This window comes from uncultured Lactobacillus sp. (genome assembly GCF_945290125.1).
Taxonomy (GTDB): Bacteria; Bacillota; Bacilli; order Lactobacillales; family Lactobacillaceae; genus Lactobacillus; species Lactobacillus rizhaonensis.
Genome location: NZ_CALYQV010000035.1, coordinates 1 through 21,930 on the forward strand (window position 1 = coordinate 1; position 21,930 = coordinate 21,930).

17 protein-coding genes and 1 pseudogene are annotated in these 21,930 nt (G+C 36.8%); 2 read left to right on the plus strand and 16 right to left on the minus strand.

The annotated features are described in order from the left end of the window. Positions 1–331 precede the first annotated feature (331 nt). The 3 genes from serS to Q0K80_RS06945 form a co-directional block, all read right to left on the minus strand. The gene (gene serS / locus Q0K80_RS06935) at positions 332–1,639 is read right to left on the minus strand and encodes a serine--tRNA ligase (RefSeq protein WP_294604698.1); all 1,308 of its coding nucleotides are present in this window, start codon (positions 1,637–1,639) and stop codon (positions 332–334) included. Positions 1,640–1,960: 321 nt separating this feature from the next. After that, a complete protein-coding gene (locus Q0K80_RS06940; RefSeq protein ID WP_294604700.1) occupies positions 1,961–2,503 on the minus strand; it encodes a GNAT family N-acetyltransferase in 543 nt (180 codons plus the stop codon). Next, positions 2,503–3,108, minus strand: a complete 606-nt coding sequence (locus Q0K80_RS06945) for a VTT domain-containing protein (RefSeq protein WP_294604703.1) — start codon at positions 3,106–3,108, stop codon at positions 2,503–2,505. The genes Q0K80_RS06940 and Q0K80_RS06945 overlap by 1 nt, the downstream gene beginning before the upstream one ends. A 195-nt stretch (positions 3,109–3,303) precedes the next feature. Here Q0K80_RS06945 and Q0K80_RS06950 point away from each other — a divergent pair, with 195 nt between their 5' ends. Next, positions 3,304–4,083 (plus strand): alpha/beta hydrolase, encoded by a 780-nt coding sequence (locus tag Q0K80_RS06950; RefSeq protein ID WP_294604706.1) that lies wholly within the window; start codon positions 3,304–3,306, stop codon positions 4,081–4,083. Positions 4,084–4,202: 119 nt separating this feature from the next. Further along, positions 4,203–5,579 carry an NAD-dependent succinate-semialdehyde dehydrogenase gene (locus Q0K80_RS06955; RefSeq protein ID WP_294604708.1) on the plus strand — a complete coding sequence of 459 codons (1,377 nt, stop codon included), beginning with the start codon at positions 4,203–4,205 and terminating at the stop codon, positions 5,577–5,579. 83 nt (positions 5,580–5,662) lie between these two features. Here the strand turns inward: Q0K80_RS06955 and Q0K80_RS06960 are convergent, their stop codons facing one another. From Q0K80_RS06960 to Q0K80_RS07020, 13 genes and pseudogenes are all read right to left on the minus strand, one after another. Then, a complete protein-coding gene (locus Q0K80_RS06960; RefSeq protein ID WP_294604711.1) occupies positions 5,663–6,673 on the minus strand; it encodes a zinc ribbon domain-containing protein in 1,011 nt (336 codons plus the stop codon). Positions 6,674–6,771: 98 nt separating this feature from the next. Continuing rightward, a complete protein-coding gene (locus tag Q0K80_RS06965; RefSeq protein WP_294604714.1) occupies positions 6,772–8,331 on the minus strand; it encodes an ATP-binding cassette domain-containing protein in 1,560 nt (519 codons plus the stop codon). Positions 8,332–8,625: 294 nt separating this feature from the next. Continuing rightward, complete coding sequence (locus tag Q0K80_RS06970) at positions 8,626–11,658, minus strand: MMPL family transporter (protein WP_294604717.1); 3,033 nt, start codon at positions 11,656–11,658, stop codon at positions 8,626–8,628. Then, on the minus strand, positions 11,651–12,238 hold the full coding sequence (locus Q0K80_RS06975) for a TetR/AcrR family transcriptional regulator (protein ID WP_294604718.1): 588 nt from the start codon (positions 12,236–12,238) through the stop codon (positions 11,651–11,653). Before Q0K80_RS06975 ends, Q0K80_RS06970 begins: the two co-directional genes overlap by 8 nt. Positions 12,239–12,399: 161 nt before the next feature. Next, on the minus strand, positions 12,400–13,323 hold the full coding sequence (locus Q0K80_RS06980; RefSeq protein ID WP_294604720.1) for a serine hydrolase: 924 nt from the start codon (positions 13,321–13,323) through the stop codon (positions 12,400–12,402). A gap of 14 nt (positions 13,324–13,337) precedes the next feature. Next, the gene (locus Q0K80_RS06985; protein ID WP_174794925.1) at positions 13,338–14,255 is read right to left on the minus strand and encodes a magnesium transporter CorA family protein; all 918 of its coding nucleotides are present in this window, start codon (positions 14,253–14,255) and stop codon (positions 13,338–13,340) included. Between the two features lie 136 nt (positions 14,256–14,391). Next, positions 14,392–15,696 (minus strand): extracellular solute-binding protein, encoded by a 1,305-nt coding sequence (locus Q0K80_RS06990; RefSeq protein ID WP_294604724.1) that lies wholly within the window; start codon positions 15,694–15,696, stop codon positions 14,392–14,394. A gap of 268 nt (positions 15,697–15,964) precedes the next feature. Beyond that, a complete protein-coding gene (locus tag Q0K80_RS06995) occupies positions 15,965–17,275 on the minus strand; it encodes an extracellular solute-binding protein (RefSeq protein WP_294604727.1) in 1,311 nt (436 codons plus the stop codon). Positions 17,276–17,325: 50 nt separating this feature from the next. Further along, positions 17,326–18,621, minus strand: coding sequence for an MBL fold metallo-hydrolase (locus Q0K80_RS07000; protein ID WP_294604729.1), 1,296 nt, complete (start codon positions 18,619–18,621; stop codon positions 17,326–17,328). Next, positions 18,605–19,429, minus strand: coding sequence for a carbohydrate ABC transporter permease (locus tag Q0K80_RS07005; protein ID WP_174794921.1), 825 nt, complete (start codon positions 19,427–19,429; stop codon positions 18,605–18,607). Before Q0K80_RS07005 ends, Q0K80_RS07000 begins: the two co-directional genes overlap by 17 nt. Further along, entirely contained in the window at positions 19,430–20,296 is an 867-nt protein-coding gene (locus Q0K80_RS07010; protein ID WP_294604732.1) for a carbohydrate ABC transporter permease, read from the minus strand. Next, on the minus strand, positions 20,296–21,381 hold the full coding sequence (locus tag Q0K80_RS07015) for an ABC transporter ATP-binding protein (protein WP_294604734.1): 1,086 nt from the start codon (positions 21,379–21,381) through the stop codon (positions 20,296–20,298). The genes Q0K80_RS07010 and Q0K80_RS07015 overlap by 1 nt, the downstream gene beginning before the upstream one ends. A 332-nt stretch (positions 21,382–21,713) precedes the next feature. Beyond that, positions 21,714–21,930 (minus strand): annotated as a pseudogene (locus tag Q0K80_RS07020) (DNA/RNA non-specific endonuclease); the annotation flags it as partial.

The following is a 21,930-nucleotide window of genomic DNA, read 5'->3' on the forward strand; positions in this document are numbered from 1 at the left end:
CGTTTATTATCTTACTAGAACAATTGTCTTTTGTCAACTGCTTTTGCTTGATTTTGTTTTGAACTCGTTACTTGTCGTAACTCGCTCAAACACAAGTAATACCTTACTCTTTTTATCTTAATTCGTCAACTCAATCATTTTGTTCGTTATTTAAGTAAATTAGTAATCAAATTAGTTTTGTCTAATATCTGATACTGCAATTTTTCGTTTTTATGACTAGACCAATTTACTAATTATTCGTAATTTGATCATTTTTTCAAATATTGCAGCAAAATTTTTTTTACAAAAAAAGCGCAAGTTTATTAAACTCACGCAAAAAATAATTGTTTCTCTAAATTAGAGTTTCTTCTTTAGTAATTTTTGTCATTCCGTTCATATAAGGAACCAAAACTTCTGGTACAGTAACTGTGCCGTCTTCATTTTGATAGTTTTCTAAAATTGCGGCAACAGTTCTACCAACAGCCAAACCTGAGCCATTAAGAGTATGTGCTAAATGCAATTTGCCATCTTCATCGCGGTAACGAATTTGTGCACGTCGAGCCTGGAAGTCAGTACAGTTCGAGCAACTGGAAATTTCACGATATTTATCTTGTGCTGGCATCCAGACTTCCAAATCATAAGTTTTGGCACTAGTAAAACTGGCATCCCCAGTAGATAAAGCAACTACATGATATGGTAAATCTAGTTTTTGCAGTAAATGTTCAGCGTTATGAGTCAGCTTTTCTAATTCATCCCATGAATCTTCCTGCTTACAAATTTTTACCATTTCGACTTTTCTAAACTCATGCATTCTAATTAAACCACGCGTATCACGTCCAGCTGAACCAGCTTCGCTTCTAAATGCTGGCGATAATGCAGTAACATTGATCGGCAACTTATCACCATGAATAATTTCATCACGGAAGTAATTAACAAGAGGTACTTCAGCGGTAGGAATCAATGTTAGATCCCGTGGTTTGTCTGGATTATCATTATCAACAATGGTATAAACATCCTCGCGGAACTTAGGGAATTGTCCTGTGCCTTGCATTGATTCATCATTAACTAAATAGGGCGGAATTATCTCTGTATATCCTTCCTTAGTGTTTTCATCAAGGAAAAAGTTAAAAACAGCTCGTTCAAGTAAAGCACCGGCACCCTTATAATAGACAAAACGGGCACCTGAAACTTTAGCACCTCTGTCCCAATCCAAGATATCTAAATCTGTACCGATGTCCCAGTGTGCTTTAGGCTTAAAGTCTAATTTAGTTGGCTCATGCCATTTACGAACTTCTTCATTATAACTTTCATCAGGTCCGATTGGGTCAGAATCATCGGGAAAGTTAGGCAGTCTCAACAAAATATAATTTTGCTTTTCAGTTAATTTGGCAACCTTATCATCAAGTTCCTTAATTTCCTGTCCAACTTCACGCATTTTTTGAACTGCAGCAGAAGCATCTTCTTTATTCCTTTTTATTTCAGCAATCTCTTTTGAAACAGTATTACGTTCCGCTTTTAACTGCTCGCTACGGTTCAATTCTTCACGCCGGTCAGCGTCAATTTTGACTAATTCATCCAATTCTTCCGGCTTAACGCCACGTCTACCAAGTTTATCTTTGGCCCAATCAAGATTCTCACGAATCACCTTAATATCCAGCATCTTTTTACCTCCACAAAAAAAGCCAACTCATCCCATCAAATTGGGACGAATTGGCTCATACATGGCTTCGCGGTACCACCCAGTTTCAGCTAAATTTAGCTGCACTTCATTAAGTCGGCGATAACGATGCCGCGTGCCGTGTAACTATTAATTACCCACATAAATGGAATCTGGAAACGACCTCTATTCGCTTGCACCACTATGCGAACTCTCTTAATCAGTCTTAGGATTCCGTGTTTGGATATTATTTTAAGCTATTATGCATTTTTTAGCAAATAAGTTTTAATGTTTTTTAGATTTATTTTAGTAAAAATGTTGCTTTTAAAATTTAAACTTTTGTTCAATATCAAACCATTCTGATTTTTTTAACAGGAAAAATTTTTCTTGATATTTAAAAAGACTACTTACTCTACTCATATCGACCGAATAAATCAGCTTAAAGCCTAACCGAGCAAGTAAATTCTGTGAGCGGGCATTATTTTGGTATGTTCCGGCCCAGATTTCCGACTGATCAAGCTTTTTGAATGCATAATTAAAAAGTATTTTTAAAGATTCCGTCATATACCCGTGACCGGAAAAGTCTTTATCAAGCAAGAAACCAACTTCTTTAGTGTGCAGCAGTTCTTCTTCGTTAGTTCCCCTATTATATAGTTCAACTAAACCAATTAACTGCCGTGAATTTCTCAAACAAATGCCATAACTATATTTTCTGGCAGCATACTGTCCTGCAGCAACTTTAGCTTCTGCTAAATTTTGATAATGACGAAAGCCGGCTAGACGCTGATAATATTCATCTTGGCCCCATTTAAGTAAAGTTGACGCATCGGCTAGATTAAACGGTCGTAAATAAATGCGACTGACCATTAGTGGCCAACCAGTTTGAGCAACCAGTCCATACCGAAATTAAGTGCGAAACTATAAGCAAGAATAGTCCAGGGCTTACCCAATATAATTATCCAAAAATAAGTCCAGAACTTTATATCGGTTAAACCAGCTAAAAGACAGAGAACATCATCTGGTGCCATTGGTGCAACAATACAGACCGCAAAAAACCAGTTAAATTTACGCTGATTTTTGGTCCACTTCATATATTTATCAAGAGTTTTTTCAGAAACGATATGGAGAATAAACGGTCTGCCATAAAAACGCGCTAAAAAGAAGTTAATAATCGAGCCAACACAGATTCCGACATAGTTATAAATAAAGCCGGCTACTGGTCCAAAGAAGATAACTCCGCCCAGAAGTGAGACCCCGCCAGGAATAATAGGAATAACAACTTGAATTATTTGGATTAAAACAAAAATAATTGGTCCGATTATTCTCTTATTAGCCAAATATGCTTTCATTTTAGCTTGACTAGTAAATATTCCTATTTTGTACCAATAAATACACAAAAGAATAATGATAATCCCACTGACAATAGTTAGAATATTGATTAATCTTCGACTAGCTTTAGCAGACAGATGCATAACTTACCTCCAATGTTAAGCCTCATTTTACCAAAAAATATGCAGCGTGATTAGTTTTTAATTCATTAAATACTAATATTTAAATAATTTAAATATTTCGCTTATAAAAATAAAAGGAAGCTAGTTTTAAAGCAAGTACAGCTTTCAGTTAAAGTATAATAGATACTAACAATATAATTTTTGGAGGAAAACTTAATGACCCAAATTATCACCGACGTTACTTATGATAAACAAAGAAAATTGCAAACAGATATTTACCAACCAGATAACAGTAATTCGAATGATATATTGTTGTTTTGGCATGGAGGAGGCTGGTTTCGGGGAGACAAAAGCAGCTTCAAAGACTTATGCAGTAAAATTGCTGACCGAGGCTTTACAGTTTTTGCACCTAATTATTCCCTTGCACCACAACATCTTTTTCCGCTTGCACACCAAGATAGCATTAACTTTGTTGAATGGTTGTTAAAAACTGACTTTGTAAATAATAAAAAGCTCAACATTACCCAAATTGGCGCCAGCAGCGGTGGCACAATGGCACTTAATATTGCAGGTAAATATGGCTTCCCTACTGTGACTTGGTCGGCTCCTGTTAGTTATTCAGCTTGGATGGAAGACCATCAAGATGTCACCCCTACAATTGATGGTCGCAAAGAACTGGGCTTATCTGATTTACATGATATCAATAATGCTTTTTATAAATATTTCACTTTGGCTTATGCAGGCTCGGAAAATGAAGAAACATTAAAAAAGATGGATGCTAAATCTTATGATTACACTAATTTACACCAGTTGTTAATGATTAATTCTGCGGATGAGCTATCACCTATTTCATACTTACTCGATTTTATTAACTATTTAGCGCAAAATAATCACGCAGTTGACTTAAAAATAATATCTGGCACCAAACACGCGATGTCTTATGCTAATCAATATTTAGAATGTTCACTAAACTATCTTCTGCAGGCAATAAAATAATTTTTATTATTTACTTACTAATTATTAGTAAAATATTTTGTATGTGATATAATAATTGATGAAAACGTTTTATATTTTTGATAAGCTTATCCTACAAATATTTTTAAGGAGATAACATTATGGCTACATATCAATCTATTAATCCTTACACTAATGAAAATTTTGCCAGCTACGACAACCCGACAGCTGAACAAATAGAAGATGCACTAAATTTAACTAACGCACTTTCCCAAAAATGGCGTCATGAAGAGCCTGAAACTCGAACAGCAACATTGCACAAAGTTGCAGATGGTTTGCGCGAGCATAAAAAAGAAATGGCTGAAATCATGACCCGTGAAATGGGTAAAATGATTGGCGAATCTGAAGGTGAAGTTGATCTTTGCGCCTCTATTTGTGATTACTTTGCTGATAAGGGTCCCGAATTGCTAAAACCTGAACCAATTGATTCTCAATTAGGTGATGCATATTACCTAAAGCAGGCTACTGGCGTTGTAATGGCATGTGAGCCTTGGAATTTCCCACTTTATCAAGTTATCAGAGTATTTGCACCTAACTTTATTGTTGGTAATCCTATCATTCTAAAACATGCCCATAATGTTCCTGGCTCTGCAGCTTTGATTGCTAAAATCATTAAACAGGCTGGAGCACCCGAAGGCAGTCTGATTAATATGTATCCAAGTTATGATCAACTTGACAAAATGATTGCTGATCCAAGAATTCAAGGAGTAGCTCTAACCGGTTCAGAACGTGGTGGCTCTTCTGTTGCAGAAAATGCTGGCAAAAATCTAAAGAAATCGACTATGGAACTTGGAGGTAACGATGCCTTCATCATTCTTGACGATGCTGATCCTGCGGTTTTGAAGCATGCTCTTAGTTCAGCCAGAACCTATAACGACGGACAGGTATGTACTTCTTCCAAACGGATTATTGTTGTTAAGTCGCGTTATGAAGAAACATTGCAAGAATTAAAGAAGGTCTTTTCTAGCTTAAAAGCAGGAGATCCGCTCGATCCAGCTACTACCTTGCCACCAATGAATTCACAAGCTGCTAAGGAAAAACTGACTAAACAAGTAGATGGCGCTATTGCAGCAGGAGCAAAAGTGTTCTACCAATATCCTGAAATTGATTCAGATGGTGCCTTCTTCCGTCCAACTATTCTAACCAATGTTGACCATGACAATCCTGCCTTTGACCAAGAGTTCTTTGGTCCAGTTGCTATCGTTTATGAAGTAGAAGATGAAGATGCTGCTATTGCTTTAGCTAATGATTCCAGTTATGGTCTAGGTTCCTCCGTTATCAGTTCCGACATTAAACGTGCACAAAATGTAGCTGCACAAATTGAAACTGGTATGACAGTAATCAACGGCACATGGATCAGTTCTGGTGAGTTACCATTCGGTGGTGTCAAGAAATCAGGCTATGGTCGTGAACTTAGTGACTTAGGTTTGATGGCTTTTGTCAACCAGCATTTAGTAATTTCCATGCCAACAAAATAATCATTATAAGAGCATAAATTAAAAAAGCTGATGAGTAGCGTTTATATTAAACGTTAATTCATCAGCTTTTTAGTTGTCAATCTTTAACGGTGGCGTAAAAGATTGTATCCTGTTAGCCCCGTCGTCATTACGCTGGCTAAAATCAAGAAATATGTTGACGCACCGATTGATACCGCATATAAGAGTAGTTGACTAGTGATGCTATGTAAAATTCCCCGGTTTGATAGTGTGCTGTCAGACATTCTATAAATAAGGTAAATGAGAAAAACAGTTTCAATTAGAGAAAGGATAAATGCAATTGTCCTATTCTTTTTAGTATCCCTCAAAGTATTGTATATAATAAATAATGGAATCAGAACCATGACTAGCCAAATTACACAAAGCACAACTCCAGAAAGTAATGTGGCATTGGAAGAAAAAAGTCTGCCAGCAAGTCTGAAAGTGACTCGTGTAATTGACATTTTTTGACCGTAAGTCATATCTAAGACAGATGCACCAGACCCGGTAAATAAAACTATCAAGTTTATAACTGCTAGTAAAACGACTAAAAGCTGGACAAAGGTAAAATGCTTGTTTACCTGAATGTTTTCTTTATGTCTGCTACCTTTCTGGGCCAATCTGCTTTTCGCTTTAACTTTTTCTTTCGACTCAGCCACACTATTAAACATATTAGACCCGAGTTGATTTACTTTTTCTGTTAGCCGTAGATCCACAGTATAGCGCTCTATCTTTTCTACACGACTACAAACAAAGTAGAGCCAAACGAGCAGCGCAAAAAAGCAAATCCAGCCAAAACTACGGGAAAAACTCGTGATAATTAATAGTGCAATTCCCAACAGAAAAACAATCATGCTGTTAACATGAATCCATTGCAGCATGAGCTCAATAACTGAATTTTGTTTTTCTGGATAAAATTCTTGCCGGTAGACTTTACGACTGGCAATTTTTTTAGCGGTTTTTTCATCTTCAAAATGAGCTTTTTCGTGCTGGTCTGTGAAAAAAGTTTCACGATATTTTTGTAAATCAAAGTGACAATTAGGACAGGTAACATCCGCATCAGTAACGGGACGACCACAGTTTGGACAAGTAGTCATAAGAAACTTCCTTTAATCAATAATTATAATAAGTTAATCATAAAACAAAAATAGCGATAAGGAAAACGTCTTTATCGTTATTTTAATACAATATTTTTTTACTGTAATTTTTGAATTTGTTCTTTAACCTGCTTTATCTGAGCAATTGAAGCCTGCGAATCAAGCATTAAGCGATCCAATTTAAATTTGAGCAATTCTAATTCATTATTATTGCTACTTTCAGGCTTCTTTTTCTGTGCTGCGGAAGTTATTAAACGTCCGTTTTTGATTTGCCATTTTTTAACTTTGAGTTGTTTAATAAACGCCTGATCATGTGATACCAGTATCATAGCAAATGGATAGGCAATAACAAATTCAGCCAGTGCATTAATCGATGCAATATCTAAAAAATTAGTCGGTTCATCGAGCAGCAATAAATTATATTGACCAGTAATTATTTTAGCTAGGTTGAAACAGACGAGCTGACCGCCACTAAGATCACTTATTTTATGCTTGCCATACTGACGTAAATGCAAATCGCCTAAAACTTGCATAGTTGAACTATGATCAAACATACTGGTAGCAAAAAGAGAATCAAATAAACTTTCATCAGTTTGGCTTGTCATAATGTTTTGGTTAAAATACCCTATTTTAATTTTAGGATTATAAAAACCAGCCAACTGTTTGTTCTTGATTTTTTCCAGAAAAACAGATTTACCAACCCCATTTTGTCCAGTTAAAACTACTTTCGACATATAATCGAGGTTAACTTGTTGCTCAATGGTAAAGAGCTTTTGTCCATAAGCATTAACCGGTTGTTTCTCTAGCCGTAATGCTTTGCTTTTAGAAGAAATAGACAGGTCAGTTATTGCGCTATTGCCATTTTTCAGGGTAATTGCATGATGAACTTGCGACTTTTTTAGTTCTCCTTTTTCCTTATTGATGCGGTTAGCGAGGCTTTTACTAGCTCTGATAACATTGTTTGCAGCTTTTTGCTTGCCCAGCGACTTTGAACGCCAATCAGATGAAGAAAGTCCTTTTTTATTATGAGAAAAAGTCCTAGCCTTATTAACATGCTGATTATAACTTTTCTTTAACTGTTCAATATGCTTTTTCTTTTGCTCATATCTGGTTTCAGCTCGTTTTTGCTCATCTTGGCGAAAACAACAAAACTCCTCATAAGTCCCTGAAAAATTATTGATTTCTTTATTTTCAATATACCAAACTGAATCACAGACGCTATTTAAAAAGTTCTGGTCATGGCTGATAATTAAACAGGCAATTTTGCTTTTACTTAATAACTTTATTAGCCATTGTTGCTCTTCAATATCCAAATTAGAAGTAGGTTCATCCAAAAGTAGCAAGCCGTTAGGCTTACTTTTTAACTTAGCAATTGCTTCTCTGAGAGCAAATTTTTCTCTTTGACCGCCACTCTTTTCACCGGCATCAAGTAGTTGCGGGACATAAGCAAAATTACAGTTTCTAGTAATTCCACCTTTAATTGTAAACATATCTGTTAATTTTTCTTGCGCAAGGATTCGCATTAAAGTGGTTTTACCAGCACCATTGTTACCAATCAAACCAATTTTTTGCACAGAATTGATGCTCAAATTTGAGACCGTCAGCAGTGTAGAAGCTGCCACGCCAATTTGTAAATAATCTATTTTAATTAATTCCACTATAAGACCTCAATGTGTACGCGTAATTCATAAAATAAGTTGCAATATTAAGTTGCTAAATTATTTTCCTGTTAAAGTGAATTGCTCTACGTTGAGTTAAAGAAGTGGTTATTGCTTTAAAACTGCAACTAGAGCTTATTGATTATTTACTTGTCTTGACATTCCAGTATTCCATGCTTTCTACTTAAAATTTAATTAAAAAATATTATACTATAACTAATTAGCTTTTGTAAACCCGTTAAAATGTGCATTAAAAAGGCTGAAGTCCTCTAAATGAGAATTTCAACCTTTTAATTAATTTTTAGCACGCTTATTTTTGTGCCAATGAACACCTTCATAAGTCAACTTGACTGCAGCTGACAAAGTGATTGGCATAATAAATACTAAAATTAGCAGTCCAATAATCACTGCCAGTGCAACTTCAATCAGAGTCGGAATTCCTGATGGAATTAGCGCGGCAAATGTACCACCTAAAATAATGGCAGCTGAAACTACAACTATTCCAATTATTCCACACGCTTTAAGCATCCTTTGACTAGGACTGCCGCCTTCAAGTTCACGATAACGTGTCATTAAGAAGATACTGTAATCAACACCCAAGGCAATTAACATGATAAAGCCGAAGAATGGCGTGTTCCAGGTTAGCATAGTTTTGCCTAAAGTAGCTTTAACTACCCACTCTGTAATTGATAATGAACAGAAGTAAGCAATTAAAAGCGTACCCAAGATGTAAACAGGTTGCAAAAGTGAACGAGTTACAAAAATCAGGGCAATACCAATACCAATCAGCATTATGGCAGCAGTTCTAATAAAGTCTCTGTTGGCAATATCCTTAATGTCAGCGATGTTAGAACTCTCGCCACCCATTGCTACTGTGGCTTTCTTAAGACGAGTACCTGCAAAAGACTTTTTAGCCATTAAGCTTAGATCCTGCGCCTTCTTAGTTGCTTTAAGACTACTTGGATTTGACTTGAAGACAATCATCAACATAGTTGACTTCTTGTCAGGACTTAAATAATTCTTAATCGAAGTTTGGAAAGTATCGTTTTTAATAAATTCTTGTGGGATATAGAAAGTATCTGCAGCTGAAGAACTTGCTAAACCGGTGAGATAAGCTACTCCTTGACCAAGTCCGTTATTTACTTGATCCACACCATTAGTAATCTTAGGTGTGCTTGAAGCCAACTTGCCAGCACCAGAGTTCAGTTGGCCAACACTCGAATTAAGCTGGCCGATACCAGAGCTCAGTTGACCTGTACTGGAATTAAGTTGGCCAATACCTGAAGTTAATTGACCTGCGCTGGAATTAAGTTGACCAATGCCACCATTCAAAGTAGCAGCCCCATTGTTTAACTGGCCAGAAGCAGTAGCTAATCTGCCAACACCGGATTGCAGCTGATCCATTTGACCAGATACATCTGGCATTGAAGCAGAAGCTTCTGCCCATGATTTTTCTAGAGCAGCTCCTGCGGCCTGCATTGCCGCCATCTTCTGCTGTTGGGTTAAGCCAGGAATACTGCCAATACTCTTAGCCAAGTTGGCTTTATAACTCTTTTCTAAAGCAGCTTTGGTATTTTTCTGCGCACTTGCAATACCTGCACTACCACTTTTAAGCTGAGAATTTAATTGGTTTAAACCACTAGTCATTTGTTGTGTACCGTTTTGCAAGCGACTTGCACCGCCTTGCAATTGACCAGTACCATTTTGTAATTGGCTGGCACCATTTTGCAGTCTGCCAGTTCCGCTTTGCAATTGACTTGCACCGTCAGCTAACTTGCCAGTTCCGTTTTGCAGTTGACTAGTACCATCAGCTAATTTACTTGCACCCGCAGTAAGCTTCTTACTTGCACTGCTTAATTTGCCTAAGCCGGCACGTGCCTGATCAACTCCTTGATTGACAGTATCTAATTGATTCTTAACGTAGAGTTGATCAATGCTTTCACCATAAGGTTGAGTAACAGAAGTAACAAAAGCTACATCGTCTGATGCCTGGAGCTGTCTAGTTAACTGATCAATTAGACGTAAGTCCGCCTCATTATCAAGTTTGTGATCACTCTTAATATAAAGAGTTGATGGTTCGGCCATTCCCTTTGAAAAGTGGTCTTCAACAACGAGCATCCCTGCTTTAGCCGGCACGCTGTTATCAATCTCATCCGTGTCATCATAATTCAAGTGACCGGTATACATCAGACCAAAAGGAAGTACGACTACAGCTAACACAATTAGATAAATAATTGGGTGGGCAAGTGTACCTTTTGAAATACCATGCCACAATTTATCTTCATGTTCACCAGTAAATTTCTTCACCGGCCAGAACATTTTTTCTCCCAAAACAGCCATGAAGAACGGGTTGAGTGTCAAAAGTACTATTAATAAAACAGCAACGCCAACTGCAACACCCACAGCTGATTGATAAATTGAAAAGTTAGCTAAGCTGAGAGCTGAGAAGCCAATTAAAATGGAAGAACCGGAATAAAGAATTGTTTTGCCAGCAACCTTTAAGGCACTGTTCATCGCTTCGTAGCGATTCATTCCTTTACCCAGATCTTCTTTAAATTTATCATACAAGAGAATGTTATAATCTGTACCAATTCCGAACAGCACAATAATCATAAAGACTTGCGTGAAGTTAGAAAACGGGAAGTTCTGGTATTTAACTAGGTTAGTAACAATCGCAAATGATGTAATAAAGGAAACGCCAACCGTTAGTAATGAGATCAAAGGCACAATTGGTGACCTGAAGACAATCACTAACACGATGAAAATAAAGATAACAGTTATTACCTCTGTTTTCTTGATTCCTTCTTGAATTGCATTTGAAAAGGCATTTTGTAAAACATCTGCACCAGTGACATAAGTCCTAATACCCGCTGTTTTAACTGCTTTAGTTAGCTGCGATTCAACATCATTAATCGGTCCGTGCTTTTTGGTCACATTTAGCTGCATTATCCAAGTAGTATTATCCTTTGATTGCAGCTTTTTCTTAGTAGCAATATTATCGTCTGGACCCAATACCATTTTGATACCGTATTGATCCTGATCATCTTTTAATCTGCTAACTGTTTCGTTAATGGCATCTTTATCATCAGCAGTCAATTTACCTTTTTGCTTATTAAAGACTACAGCAATTTGATAGGTGTCTTTTTGTTTAGGACCCCAACCATTTTGAATTGACCTTGCAACTTCACTTTGAACATCTGACGGTAAGGAAATATTTGAGTGCTCACGGGTTAACCCTGTAACGTCCGGCAAAGCCACAACAGAAATGATTAAAATTAAAATCCATGCAATTAACGAGAAAATATGATTTTTTACTAGTTTATGCACTCTGATTTTCCTTTCTATTTTTTTGCAATAACTTATTAGGCTGAACCAATTGAATAATTAATTCATGATAACCCTGGTCAGCCTCTTCACTAGTTTCTTCTGTAAAAGAATCTGATACATCTAAGAAAACGTATCCTAATACTGCCCCAATTAAGGAATGGAGCGAAACCGTGCTGTCACTTCTTAAATTTAGTTTGTCAGCCAAAGCTATTATTTTAAAAATTTCTTGAGTAATAGCATCGTCTTTTTTGTATTCGTTCAAATGATAAAGAATACTAATTAATGCGGGATCATCCAGAATAAAGTCGCGGACGATATCAGCAAATTTAAGTAAAGCCTCTTCACCTGAAATTCCAATCAAATTATCAACTAATTTTTTACCTAAAATTTTAATTCTGCTTGCACCTACAAGCGACAACAATTGCTTTCGGCCTGAAACATAGTGATAGAGTGACTGCGAACGAACGCCTAACTCCTTAGCTAGGTTCGGCAGAGTGGTCGCAGAAAGTCCCTTTCGTCCAATCAGCTCCGTCGCCTTCGCAATTACCTTATCTAAATCAAGGCTTCTTTTTTTAATCATTTTCACCCCTCCTTTTGACAGCATAGTAAATAATATAGCACTACAATGTGAAGAATACAATCTACAAGTTGTAAATTATTTTAATTAATAAAAAAAGCCCCTAAACCTTTAGTTAGCGGGGCTTAAAAGTTAAAGATTTGGTAAAGCTCGCAACAATATTGTTATTTAAAAAAGTTATTAACTACTTTACCTAATTTAACAAAATTATGGTCATTACTACTCCACACACTGACGCAGTATGCATTGCCATTAGATTGGACCAGCGCTACGTTTGCTTTACTGTCACCGATGGCATATATCAGACCTTTATGATCACGGACAATCTTGGGCTTATTTTTAGCCGTAATTAACATACCCAAAACCTGATTGGAGTATTGTCTGCTTAAAATTTGATCATGGTAAAGACTCACCATGATTTTATTTAAATCATTGGCAGTAGTTAAAGCTGCAGGTGACTTAGAAAATTTGTTTTTTATTACTGAATCCTTAGCACCTGTTTTTTTAATAACTGCGTTTACCTTTTTAGATTTAACAGTACGAAGAAGGGCATTAGCCGCTGTTGGGTCACCTTGCATCATTAATTGCTTTAAATAAGATGCATTGTAAGCAATTCCCTTTTGCAAAAGCTTTTCTCCTTTAACGCGATCAGCTTTTTTTATTTTGATGGCTTTATTGGCAATGGACTTGCCGTGTTGCTCTTGATAAGTCATTGCAATCAGCAAAAATAAACGGCTAATAGAATTCATCCCGTGATGTTGAGTAGTATTAGAAACGCGGGCAAATTTATTATTAGTAAGATCCTGCACGCAGACCTGATAACTCTGTTCTTTTCCCATTACCTGGACAATGCTTTCTGCCCATTTTTTCTCACTACCAGAGGCAATTTTAATATGATTAGGATATTCAACATTAGCAACTTGTGGTTCATGAACTGACTTTTGTCCTTTTTTATTTCTCACAACCTGTTCTTGCTTTTCGCCAACAATTTTTAAACTGCTATTCTCCACTCTTTTGAGGTTGGCAGAATAAAGCATAAAAGCAACTAAAGCCGAAATTAATGAGCCTAACAAAACTTTGTTTTTCATATAAATGCCTCAATTTAAAAGAAATGATGTCGTTTCATTAATACAATTAGCCAGACCATCAAAAAAATTGTGATCAGGGTGATTGCAATCCAGTCAGATGAACTATGGCCAACTGGAAGACTGACATTCATACCGTAAAACCCAGTTAAGATAGTGGGAACAGTTAGAACCAAAGACCAAACAGTTAAGAACTTCATAGTATCATTCAGGTTATTGTTCATCATATTATTGGAAGTTGCTGATAAGGTTTGCGTAACCTGCTGCGAAATTTTTACCATTTCTGCTGACTGATTCGATTCAATCAAGACATCATCAAGACGTTCACGACCAGGCTTAGTAAAATCTAGTTTAGACATTTTTAAACTATGCAACATCATCAAATTAGTCTGAATTGAACTAGATAAATACACCAGGCTTTTTTCAATATTGGACAACTCTACTAAATCTTTATTATTAATATCACCAGACAGTTTTTGATCCAAACTGTTGCGTTCAGTGTCAAGCTGCGTAACCGCCCGTTGAAAATACTGTGATAAATACAACAAAAACTTCATTAATAATTCCGTGACATCTTGTGCAAGAGATAATTCCCGTCTTGTTGCAGTATCATTGAATTCATCAAAGACATAGCTGGTTGATTGCGTATGAAAAGTAAAGATGTTCTGACCTGATATTAAAAAAGTTACAGGATGCGCTGTAAAATGCTTAATCGCTTTAGTGGGCCAAATAGGTACATCGTAAACAAGCAAATTAATGTGCGTGTGCGTATCATAGTCATAGTGCGGCCGCTCATGTCTGTCTGAAATATATGTAATCATATCAGGAGTGAAATTAAAATCTACTTGCAGCTTGTTGCTGTCCTCTTCACTCAAATTACTGATATCATACCATTTATAATTGGTTTCCACCGGAAACTTTTGCTCTCTAATCACTTTCTCACCCCTGGCCGCTATATTTAGTTGATATTATTACCAGCTCTCTTATGCCATTATTATCTTATCATTCAAGTGAAAAACGACAAATAAAAAAACAGGCCTCGGCCCGTTTTTTTAATATTTTATCACTTAACTATTGTTTCCACGCAGCATCAAATTTGTTTTTACCTGTTGTAATAGCTTTTTCTACATTACGGTTCTTTTGCGCAGCTGACAAAATTGATTGCATAATAGGAGTCAATTGACTATATGTAGCACTTGAATCCTTGATTACAGGAACGCTGTAGAGTGAATTGGAATTGAGAATATCCTCTAATTTTGCCGGTAGCTTAAAGTCCTTGTTTGCCTTATATTCGTCAGACTTAGTAGCTGTTTCATTAACTGGAATATAACCAGTTTCCTTTGCCCATTTAATCTGACCGTCTTTAGAAGACAAGTATTTCATAAATTTAAAAGCAGCTGCCTTTTGCATAGCACTGGCGTGGCTAAACATATAAATATCGGTCCCTTGCGACATCGTGTACTTACTTGGACGAGCTGCAACTTCATAAGTGAAGCCCTTCTTAGCCGCCTGTTTAATCCAAGTCTCAGTTGAAGAAGAGGTCACAAACATAGCCAATTTTTGATTGGTAAATGGGATATAAAGATATTTATCTGAACCAGGCATTCTGAAGTAGCCCGCTTTTTCTCCATTTATAAAGTAGTTAAGCAACTTTCTTGATTTAGTACCGGTAAAATCAATTTTGCTGGAGAAGTTCTCGCCCTGATTTTTCATTCCTAAAACGTAGTAGTTGTCTAAGTCATCAAAGCCGGCACCAACTACCTTGCGATTACTCTTTTGGTAAATAGTTTGCGCTGCCTTTTTAACCTCACTCATAGTTGTAGGTACTTTGGTGATACCATACTCCTTTAACATCTTGGGGTTATAAATTAAAACTTCAATTGACTTATTAAACGGAATACCATATTGGGTGCCTTTGATTTGGGCACCATTTAGCATATCCTGTTTAATGCCTGATGCAGCAACGCTGCCCCAACCGACATCTTTATTATTAATGTATGGCTTGAGGTCTACCAGCATCTTATTCTTGGCTGCACTTTCAAGCCAACCCGGATAAGCCTGGGTAATGGTTGGCAAATTCTTAGGTGATTGTAAAGTTGAAGTAATTTTTGATTGCAGATTATCATAATCACCTTGTTGCTCAAGTTTAATTTTAATTTTAGGATTTTTATTCTCAAAGTCCTGAGCTAAACTTTTCAAAGTTTTTTCCTGAGCACCCTGCATCCCGTGCCAAAAAACAACTGTAGTTTTCTTAGTTACTTTAGGAATTTTGTTTGAACTTGATGACGACGAATTGCTGTTATTTGAACAAGCAACAGTTCCAACTAAAGCCAAGCCCGCGACTGCCAGAGCCGCCAGCTTTTTACCGAAATTCATAATATTATTTTTTCCTCCAGAATATTTTTACGCGCTCACTAGTGATACTGTGAGCATTAATTCTCACTTATTGTATAGCAGATATAGATTAATTACAATAAATTAACCAAAAAAATTCGGCTTTATTTGTATATTTTACTTTATTTAATTATATAGTTCACTACATTGCGAACATTTATTAAAAAATTACTCTCTTGGCCTTTATTGCCACAAAAAAAGAGCCTGCCGTGAAAAGACAAGCTCTATGATAAAAATTGCTATTTAGTTTTTATTGTTTCCAAGCAGCATCAAATTTTGTTTTACCTGCTTTAATTGCATCATTAACGTTTTGCTTCTTTTGCGCAGCAGCTAAAATGTTTTGCATAATTGGATTTAAGCTACCATAAGCTGCACCGGCATCCTTGATAATTGGCACACTGTACAGGTTAGCCATTGCATCTTCAAGTTTAGCTGGCAGCTTAAGTTTCTTAGTGTCCTTGTACTCGGCAGAATCAGCAGCAGCTTGATTAACTGGAACATAACCAGTTGCATTAGCCCATGTAAGTTGACTAGCTTTTGAAGTTAAGAACTTGATGTAGGTAAATGCGGCAGATTTTTGGTCAGCTGAAGCATGCTTAAACATGTAAATGTCAGTACCTTGTGACATGGTGTATTTACCAGGACGAGGAGCAACATCATAAGTAAACTTATTGCCTACTCCTTGTTTAACAAAGCCTTCACCAGCAGAAGTACCAATGTACATTGCTACCTTTTGATTAGCAAATGGTCCGGATAAATAGTGTTCTGAACCAGCAACTCTGAAGTAGCCATCTTTGATTCCATCTGCATAAAAATTAATAACTTTCTTTGAAGTATCGCCGGCAAAGTCAATTTTACTTGAGAAGTCAACGCCTTCATTCTTCATGCCTAAAGTGTAGTAGTTTGATAATGAGTCAAAACCAGCACCAACGACTTTATGATTACTCTTTTTGTAGATGATTTGTGAATCTTTCTTTAGCTCATCCATAGTAGCTGGGGCTTTTTTAATACCATATTTCTTAAGCAAATCAGCATTATAGGTCAAAACTTCGATTGACTTGTTGAAAGGAATACCATATTGTTTGCCATTAATCTTAGCACCATCAAGAAGTGCACTCTTGATATTAGAAGCTTCGCTACTGCCCCAACCAACTTCTTTACTATTAATGTATGGCTTTAAATCAACCAGCATGTTTTTGTTGGCGGCATTAAAGAGCCAGTCAGGATAGGCCTGAGTAATGGTTGGCAAGTTGTTAGGTGACTGCAAAGTTGAATTAATTTTAGCTTGTAAGTCGTTATAAGCACCTTGATTTTCCAATTTAACCTTAATCTTAGGGTTTTTGCTTTCAAAGTCTTGTGTCAACTTCTTTAATGTAGCTTGTTGCACACCTGTCATACCATGCCAAAAGACAATATTGGTTGTCTTTTTAACTTTAGCAATTTTTTCTGAACTTGAAGATGAGGAAGAATTAGAATTGCTTCCACCATTTGAACAAGCTGCAGTACCAACAAGAGTTAAGCCAATAGCAAACGCAGCGGCCAACTTTTTACTAAACTTCATTTGGTTAAAACCTCCCAAATATAAAAACTAAACAACATTTTTATGATTAATCAAAGCGTAACTGTTTGATTGCGCTTTGGTAAAATCCTTTTACCATAGGGGTTCTCTACCAGCTCCGGATGCAATGTGTGCACAGGAATCAGTGTTGGTGGTTGAACCAAATCAATAATTTGTCTCAGTTCTTTTTCGTCAGCGTGACCAGAACAACGCAGCATTTGAACTTCAATATTTTGCTTCTCAAACTTTTGCAGAAATGGCTGATAAGCAGGATCAAAATCCCCTAATGGTTCAGCATTAGAATGAATATACAGCCCACCTTCTTGCAAATGTTCGAAATCAGCAACTGCCTGCCAGAGGAATTCGTGATCATCATTTAGCAGTTCTTCATATTGAACAGCCAATTCTGGTTTCAAATCAGCGAATTTTTGCTCCCCTGGCAAGTAGTAATATGGCAAGTCCTTATTTAAACTTTCCTTGAGCAAATGAGCTCTTGCGGCATGTAAAACAACTCGGCGCGGTGAATCAGAAATGACCCGCAGTAACCGTTCTACATTGGTCGGATAAGTATTGAAAGTGATTTGCCGGTTAGGATTATCTTTTTGCAATTGGACAAATTTCGCGGTTAACTCATCCTCATTTTTAGGACCAGTGAATTCTTCACTATTTTCATAGTGTTTTTCTTCCGGCCAAGAAAAGCCGGTTGCCTCAGTAATCAAAACGTCGCAGTTCTTTGCAGCTGTCAAGAATTCTTTGACCCAATCAGGATGATAACCATGCAAGCGGATGTCACCGGTATAAGTAATTGCTAAATCGGGTGTCTTAACAATAAGTCCAGTGGCACCATAAGCATCGTGGTCACTAGGCCAAACAGTCATCGTTATATCGCCTACTGCTATTGGCTTTTGATATTGAGCTGCAATAATTGGACGGGTATAGCTCGGCTCATGACCAGCAGCTGGTAGCAGAAAGTCCCCATTTTCGTTCAAGGCTGGCAGAATCTTAGCGGTTAGCGGTCCAGCATATAAAGGTATTTCTGGTGCTAAAAAATTCAGAGCTTTGCTGTGATCCAGATGAAGGTGCGATATATAAGCGGCCGCGTGTTCCCAACGTTCATGATCAAGCGCCTTACCAGTTAGCTCAGGATCATAAAAGTTAGGTACATCTCCAATCAACTGGTTATTAACTAAAGTTTGGTATTTTTCATCAGGCAGATTTAATTCCGGTCTGTAAACCTCACCCAAATCAAACAGGACATGGGACTTGTTATAAGCCACTTCAATCATTGGTCCGCCAATGGTATTTAAGCCGTTGTAAAAAGTGATGGTGGTTTTAGCCTTTAAGGTCATTACGCACCACCCCCTTAATAATCTGTTTTCTAAAGATTAAATACAAAATTAAAATTGGTAAAACAGTTAAAGTTGCAGCAGCTAATTGCAGTTGTGTTTCGCTGCCGGCGTCAGAAGCAAAGGCTGACAAACCATTATTAAGAAGACGCATTGTATCTTCATTGGTAACCAGTAAAGGCCAGAGAAATGAATTCCAGCCAGAAATAAAACTAAGTAAACCGACAGTAAACAAACCACCCTTTGACATTGGTACTAAAATTTTCCAAATGTAGTCCCAGTCGCTGGCACCGTCAATCATGGCCGCTTTATAAATCGTATCTGAAATTGAACCAAAGTAGCTCTGCAAGTAGTACATGTAGAAAATGGAAGTCAAGAATGGCAAAACTAATCCTACATAAGTGTTGAGTAAACCCATATGAGCAATTGTGTTGTAGTTAGTGAAAATAATTGCTTCACCTGGCACCATCAATAAAGACAAAAGTACTAATTGAATTAAGCCTTTACCCTTAAAACGCAGGTTCACCATGGCAAAAGCTCCCAGCAAAGAGTTAAACAAACTAACAATCGTGGTCACGCTGGCTGTTAAAACCGTGTTGAAAAAGTAGCGCCCAAATGGGGCACGAGCAAAAACTTTGGCGTAGTTGGACCATTCAAAATGGTGCGGTATCAAAGTTGGCGGAATCGAAGTCGTTTCCTGAAAACTCATTAAACCACCCAAAATCATATAAATAAAAGGAAAAACGGTAATGATGGCAAAGATAAACAAAATAATGTAACTGAATAAAACCCCAATGCGAATTCGTTTCATTTAATATTCTCCTATCTTCTTCATCATCTTGCGTTGCAGGAATGTCGCAAACAGAATTATCAGGAATAAGACTACTGTTGCCGCCATAGCAACACCGGGAGTACCGACAATTTGGAACTTATTGTAAATATAGAACACTGCAGTCGTTCCCGAATTACCTACTCCGGCCTGACCGTTAAAGAGGGCATAAACAGAAGTATAAATCTTAAAGGCTCCAATAACGTTCATTGTCAACAGAAAAGTTATAGTAGGAACAAGCTCGGGCATGGTAATTCGCCAAAACTTATCACGACCACTGGCGCCAAACATATCCGCTATAGTGTAAAAATTGGGATCAATATTACGCAATGCTCCCATTAATATGACGATATTAAATGCTAAAGATGACCAAATACCAAAGATAATGATGGTCGTTAAAGACATTGCCGGATCATCAATCCAATCAGGTGCATGCAAATGCAGACACCTGAGCACGAAGTTTAACATACCATAATCACCGTTAAAGATATAACGAAAAACTATACCAATGGCAATTGTCGAGGTGACATAAGGCATAAAAAACGTAGTTTCAAAGAATGACTTATGTTTTACTTTGTCAAAAATAATCCACGCCAGCATAATTGAAATAGCTAGACCAACTGGTACAGAAATAATGGCATACAGCACAGTATTTTTAATCGCTAACCAGAACTCAGGGTCCTTAAAAATATACTGATAGTTGCTAAAGCCGGTCCAGCGCAGGTCAATTAGCGAACCACTCTGAAAGCTCATCCCAAAAGCGCGCAAAATGGGATAAATACTAAATAACGTGACAAAGATAATAGTTGGTGCTAAAAAAAACCAAGCCTTCTTTTGATTAGTCTTCATTAGTAAACTCGCTCTCCTTCAGGCGTAAATAGAAATACCCTATTAAACCGCATTTTGAGTTTAATTTGATCGCCCCTCTTAATTGGAGTCTCCAGATTAATTAGTGAACGGACTTGCTGATTATCAAATGTAAATTTCAAAATACGTTCACGTCCAATTAATTCAATATCGTCGACCTTGGTCTCAAACAGACCCTCAGGATCGGGCACAATATTTTCGGGTCTCACAGACAAGATATACTCACCGTCTGGTATTTCACGTTTAAAGCGTGACTGTTCCAGATCAGCAAGATTAATCGTAAATTGGCTTGACTTTAATTCATTTGCAGTTTTAGTTATTTTAAAGTTATCAATTACAGGATTACCAACAAAATTGGCTACAAAATAATTATTAGGCTCCAAGTAAAAGTTTTGCCCTAAATCATCTTGTTGGATAACACCGTCATTAAAGAGAATAATTTTATCTCCAATAGATAATGCTTCTTCCTGATCATGAGTAACAAATAAGGTGGTAATACCAACAGACTTAACTAATGAACGAATTTCTTCACGAATTTTAAGGCGCAATCTGGCATCCAAATTGCTCAATGGTTCGTCCATCAGTAAAATTTGTGGTTCTTGTACCAATGCACGTGCAATTGCTACACGTTGTTGCTGACCACCAGATAAATTACCAGGTTTTTGATCAGCTAATTCAGTAATTTGGGTTAACTCCATATATTTGGTAGCAATCTTTTTGGCTTCCGCCTTTGACTTTTTATTAGCCCCTACAATTAACGGAAACATGACATTTTGCAAAACAGTCATATGAGGATATAATGCATAATTTTGAAAAACGTAACCAATATGGCGGTCCTTGGGTGCTACTTTGACAACCGACTTACCGTTAAATAAAATATCTCCCTCAGTAGGATTTAGTAAACCGGCCAAGATATTCAAAATAGTAGTTTTACCACATCCAGATGGTCCTAACAGACACACCAAATCTCCCTTTTTAACAGAAAAACTAACATTTTTAATCGCTTCATGACCGTTGTCATAAACTTTCCGCAGGTTTTTCACTTCAACAAATTTATTGTTATCCATTAACTCGCACCACTATAATCTCTATTTCTTCTTTTACTACTCTCCTAATTTTAAGATAAAAATCTTGAGAACACAACCTAATTTGCTTAATTAAAATTCGTAATTTTCTTATCATATCACCTCATTAGAGCTAAATATTCGTAATTATTGTACAAATTACTAATCATTATTAGTAAACAGCTTTTATTGTTCTCTTTTAATAACTTTGCTGTAAACAGAATAAGCGGCAGTAAAACCTGCTGCCGCTTTAGTTAATCTCCATATATATTAATTATTATTTTATCCGAACATTTGGCTATTTTTAAAGGAGCAATTTTGACTTGAAAGCTAAATTAATAGTTTTCTTTAACATAAATTTCATGATTTACTTTAGCCCGACCATTATTATAGTTAAAGGAATAACCCGGCTGGACGTTAAATAAATAAACGTTAAAATCCAGTGTGCCATCAGTTGACACAGCCTGTAAATTAATCCCTCGCGCCATTAATTCATTGCCGCGAAAGATGGGTGTGGCTTGATAAATTACTCTTTTATTCTGCCTTAGGGCC

Bases quoted from the DNA above. Each gene is read 5' to 3' on its own strand.
- Q0K80_RS06940 (WP_294604700.1), bottom strand. From the start codon at position 2,503: ATGGTCAGTCGCATTTATTTACGACCGTTTAATCTAGCCGATGCGTCA.
- Q0K80_RS06990 (WP_294604724.1), bottom strand. From the start codon at position 15,696: ATGAATTTCGGTAAAAAGCTGGCGGCTCTGGCAGTCGCGGGCTTGGCT.
- Q0K80_RS06980 (WP_294604720.1), bottom strand. From the start codon at position 13,323: ATGAAAAACAAAGTTTTGTTAGGCTCATTAATTTCGGCTTTAGTTGCT.
- Q0K80_RS06975 (WP_294604718.1), bottom strand. From the start codon at position 12,238: ATGATTAAAAAAAGAAGCCTTGATTTAGATAAGGTAATTGCGAAGGCG.
- Q0K80_RS06960 (WP_294604711.1), bottom strand. From the start codon at position 6,673: ATGACTACTTGTCCAAACTGTGGTCGTCCCGTTACTGATGCGGATGTT.
- Q0K80_RS06945 (WP_294604703.1), bottom strand. From the start codon at position 3,108: ATGCATCTGTCTGCTAAAGCTAGTCGAAGATTAATCAATATTCTAACT.
- Q0K80_RS07010 (WP_294604732.1), bottom strand. From the start codon at position 20,296: ATGAAGACTAATCAAAAGAAGGCTTGGTTTTTTTTAGCACCAACTATT.
- Q0K80_RS06995 (WP_294604727.1), bottom strand. From the start codon at position 17,275: ATGAAGTTTAGTAAAAAGTTGGCCGCTGCGTTTGCTATTGGCTTAACT.
- serS (WP_294604698.1), bottom strand. From the start codon at position 1,639: ATGCTGGATATTAAGGTGATTCGTGAGAATCTTGATTGGGCCAAAGAT.
- Q0K80_RS06955 (WP_294604708.1), top strand. From the start codon at position 4,203: ATGGCTACATATCAATCTATTAATCCTTACACTAATGAAAATTTTGCC.
- Q0K80_RS07000 (WP_294604729.1), bottom strand. From the start codon at position 18,621: ATGACCTTAAAGGCTAAAACCACCATCACTTTTTACAACGGCTTAAAT.
- Q0K80_RS07005 (WP_174794921.1), bottom strand. From the start codon at position 19,429: ATGAAACGAATTCGCATTGGGGTTTTATTCAGTTACATTATTTTGTTT.
- Q0K80_RS07015 (WP_294604734.1), bottom strand. From the start codon at position 21,381: ATGGATAACAATAAATTTGTTGAAGTGAAAAACCTGCGGAAAGTTTAT.
- Q0K80_RS06950 (WP_294604706.1), top strand. From the start codon at position 3,304: ATGACCCAAATTATCACCGACGTTACTTATGATAAACAAAGAAAATTG.